Origin of the sequence: Mesorhizobium sp. M7A.F.Ca.CA.003.01.2.1, from assembly GCF_003998945.1 — a bacterium.
GTDB lineage: Bacteria > Pseudomonadota > Alphaproteobacteria > Rhizobiales > Rhizobiaceae > Mesorhizobium > Mesorhizobium ciceri.
In genome coordinates this window covers 1-3,437 of record NZ_RZRA01000624.1, presented here as the reverse complement: position 1 = coordinate 3,437, position 3,437 = coordinate 1, and the positions used below count along the sequence as shown (strand labels likewise).

Here is a 3,437-nt window from a genome sequence, read left to right as displayed (position 1 = left end):
GGCTAGAGCCTCCCATTGTCATTCCATTTCGAATTGCAGGCAAGGAATGACAATGGGAGGCTCTAGCCACATGCCGCGACATGTATGCAGGACAAGCCGGAATCCGGCTCGCCAACCTCCCTGTCCGCTCCTTGACTGCGGATCTCTCTCGCTTTTCGATGGGGATTATGCGCTTATTCGCGAGCGCGACCAGAGAAGGATTATGCTTTCAGGGGTAATTTTGTGCTGCATGATTTGATAGAACACGGACAGTCCATGCGCACGATCTCGCTGCCGCGCGGCCGCCAGCGCCTGCACGCCATGCCGACGAGCACGGGCTACGAAGTGCGCGAGGACGAAATCTACGACTGGGACGGCCGCAAGCGCGGTCAGACACCGTTCACCGTGCTCCAGCACACGATCAGCGGGACTGGCCGGCTGCGCTACGAAAACCGCAACTACCGCTTGCAGAAGAACGACACATTGCTGGTGCTGGTGCCGCACAACCACCGTTACTGGCTGGCTGGAGATGAGCGCTGGGAATATTTCTGGATTTCGATGAACGGCGAGGAAGCGCTGCGCATCCACAAGTCGATCCTCAGCGTCTCGGGTCCTGTATTTCGGCTGCAGCCGGCGACAATCGATCATCTTGCCGATTGCAGCCTGCGCCTGATCAAAGGCGCCGCTTCGCCGGGTGCTGCTTCCGCGATAGCCTACGAGGCTGCGATGGCGCTCTATGACGATGTCTTCGGTTCCCATGCCTTCGCCGAAAAACTAAGCGCCATGCAGCCGGTCATCGATCACATCAACGCCAATCTCGACAAGCCGCTGCCGGTGGCGGACCTGGTCCAGATCAGCGGCCTCAGCCGAGCCCATTTCTCACGCTGTTTCGCCGAGAGCGAAGGCCTGCCTCCGGCCGAGTTCGTGCTGCAGCAGCGCCTGCAACGCGCGGCGAAGCTGCTGACCAAAGCGGATTTTTTGCCGGTGAAGGAGGTCGCCATCCTGTGCGGCTTCGAGGAAGCGAACTATTTTTCAAAGGTCTTCCGCCGCTGCTACGGCATCACACCGAGCCAATTCCGCACCACAGGCATGTACGCGAATTTGCGGACTCCGGCCAGGCGCGGCGTCAGGGCGTTCGATGACGAGACCTGACGCCGCCACGGTTAAACAGGCAGCCAACTAGGCAGCGCGCAGGCTGCCGCCGTCCAGCCATTCGAGATCGGCTTGCGAAAGCGTGATGTCGAGAGCGCGCAGGCTGTCGTCCAGTTCATCCAGCGTGCGTGGCCCGATCAGCGGGATGGAGGGGAAGGGCTGAGCGAGCACATAGGCCAGCGCAATATGGATCGGGCTCTTGCCCAGTCTCGCGGCAAGTTCGATCGCCCGGTCGCGGCGGCCGAAATTCCGCTCGGAGTACCAGACCCGCACCAGCTCCTCATTGTCTTGCTTGTCGCGACCCGCCCGATCGGTGAAGAAGCCGCGCCCTTGGCTCGACCAGGCGAAATTCGGCATCTTCCTGGATGTCAGCCAGGCCTTCCACGCATCCGTGGAGGACGTGACGCAGCCAGCCCAGATCGGCTCCAGCATTTCGGCCAGCGAGAAATTGTTGGACAGCGCACCGGGCTTTTGCTTGCCGGTGCGTTCGGCGTAGGCAATTGCCTCATCCATGCGTTCCATCGTCCAGTTCGAACCGCCGAACGGGCCGCGGATGCGGCCGGCCTTGACCTCGCGATCCATCGCATCGACGAATTCGCCGACCGGCACATCCGGATTGTCGCGGTGCATGAAGTAGACATCGACATGATCGGTCTGCAGGCGTTCGAGCGTCTGGTCGAGCTGCTTGCCGATCACATCAGGATAGCACAGCGGCGAGTGCGCGCCCTTGGCGATGACCACCGATTGCGCGCGCACGCCACGGTTTTTCAACCATTCGCCAAGCAGCTTCTCGGTATAGCCGCCGCCATAGACATAGCCGGTATCGAAGAGATTGCCGCCGGCCTCGAAAAAGGCATCGAGCAGGATCGAACCTGAGGAAAACGTACGGAAATCCTCGAAGCCGAGCGCCACCACCGATGCCGGTTTCGACAGGCCAGGAATGGTGCGCTTGGCGACCGCCGTGCCGCCGGACCGTAGCGGCCGGCCGGAGATGGTGTTGGTGCGCTGCTCGGCCTTCTCGATCCCGTATTCGAGGCCGGCTGCCGTCCGCCATTTGTCCAGCACACGCAAGGTGCCGAGGCTTTCCGCCCACGCCATGCCCGGCCAGGCGAATTCTTGGCCGCCGGCGCGGATCGCCTCGCCGGCTGCGTCGACCTCGAAGGAATAGACATGGCGCTTCTCGTCGACGCTGATGGTCTGGCGCGTACCATCGGAGGCGATGACGTCTATCCGGCCGAGACCGACATCGCGGTTGCCGCCGGCGAACCAGAAGTCCGGCACTTCGATGCGGCCCCTTGTGCCCAGGATGCGCAGCACATTGTCCTGGTTGAGCGAGATGCTGCAGGAGACTTCGGCGACAATGCCGCCGGGGAAATGCAGCAGCGCGGAGGCCCATTCGTCGACGCCGGACTGGCCCAGATGGGCGGTGCCGACCACCTTGTCTGGCTCGCTGAAGGGCTTTCCGACGGCCGCACCGGCAATCAGCCGGACCATCGAGACGGGATAGCCGCCGACATCGAGAATACCGCCGCCGGCGAGATCGTTGGCATAGAGCCGGTGCTGCGGCATGAAGCCCGGCATGGCGAAACCGAAGCTCGACTTGATCATCCTGATCTCGCCGATGACGCCGGACCTGATCAGCTCCACCAGCTTCTTGGTCTGCGGGTGCAACCGGTACATGAAGGCTTCGCCGAGGAATGTGCCGGCCTTGCGCGCAGCATGCATCATGGCGTCGGCCTCGAAGGCGGTCAGCGCCAGCGGCTTTTCGCACAGCACATGCTTTCCGGCCTCGGCCGCCTTGATCGCCCATTGCGCATGGCCTGGATGCGGTATCGAAATGTAGACGGCGTCGATGTCGGGGTCGGCGAGCAGCGCGTCGTAGCCGTCGAGGATACGGGCACCGGGAAAACGCTCGGCAAGCCCCGGCTTGGCGGGATTGCGTGCGCCGATGGCGACCAGCTTGCCGGTGTCCGAAGCGGCCACGCCACCGGCAAAGGACTGGGCGATGCTGCCCGGGCCGAGAATGCCCCAGCGAATGGGCGTGGTTGCGGTCATTGTCATTCTCCTTGAAGGCTGGAAAGGGCTGGCGGTCAGCGCAGCCGCAGTCCTTTTTCGTCGAACAGGTAGGATTTGCGGATGGAAACGGTGATCTCGGACGTGTCGGGGACCTTTGCCGCGTCGCGCTGGATCACCACGTCGTCACCGTTGGCCGTTCTGGCATAGAGGAAACTTGTGCCGCCCAGGTGCTCGATCACGTCGATGGCAACCACAAGGTCGGCGTCGCCTTCTCCGGCATTGCCGAAATG

2 protein-coding genes and 1 pseudogene are annotated in these 3,437 nt (G+C 62.7%); 1 reads left to right on the top strand and 2 read right to left on the bottom strand.

The genetic code is table 11. The features are described from left to right. Positions 1-255 precede the first annotated feature (255 nt). Positions 256-1,131 (top strand): AraC family transcriptional regulator, encoded by an 876-nt coding sequence (locus EN969_RS22470; protein WP_082826649.1) that lies wholly within the window; start codon positions 256-258, stop codon positions 1,129-1,131. 27 nt (positions 1,132-1,158) lie between these two features. On the opposite strand, the gene EN969_RS22465 is transcribed toward EN969_RS22470, so the two are convergent. Together EN969_RS22465 and EN969_RS22460 are read right to left on the bottom strand one after the other, a co-directional pair. After that, on the bottom strand, positions 1,159-3,186 hold the full coding sequence (locus EN969_RS22465; protein ID WP_063170039.1) for an aldo/keto reductase: 2,028 nt from the start codon (positions 3,184-3,186) through the stop codon (positions 1,159-1,161). A 35-nt stretch (positions 3,187-3,221) separates the two neighbouring features. After that, positions 3,222-3,437: pseudogene (locus EN969_RS22460) on the bottom strand (sugar ABC transporter ATP-binding protein); the annotation flags it as partial.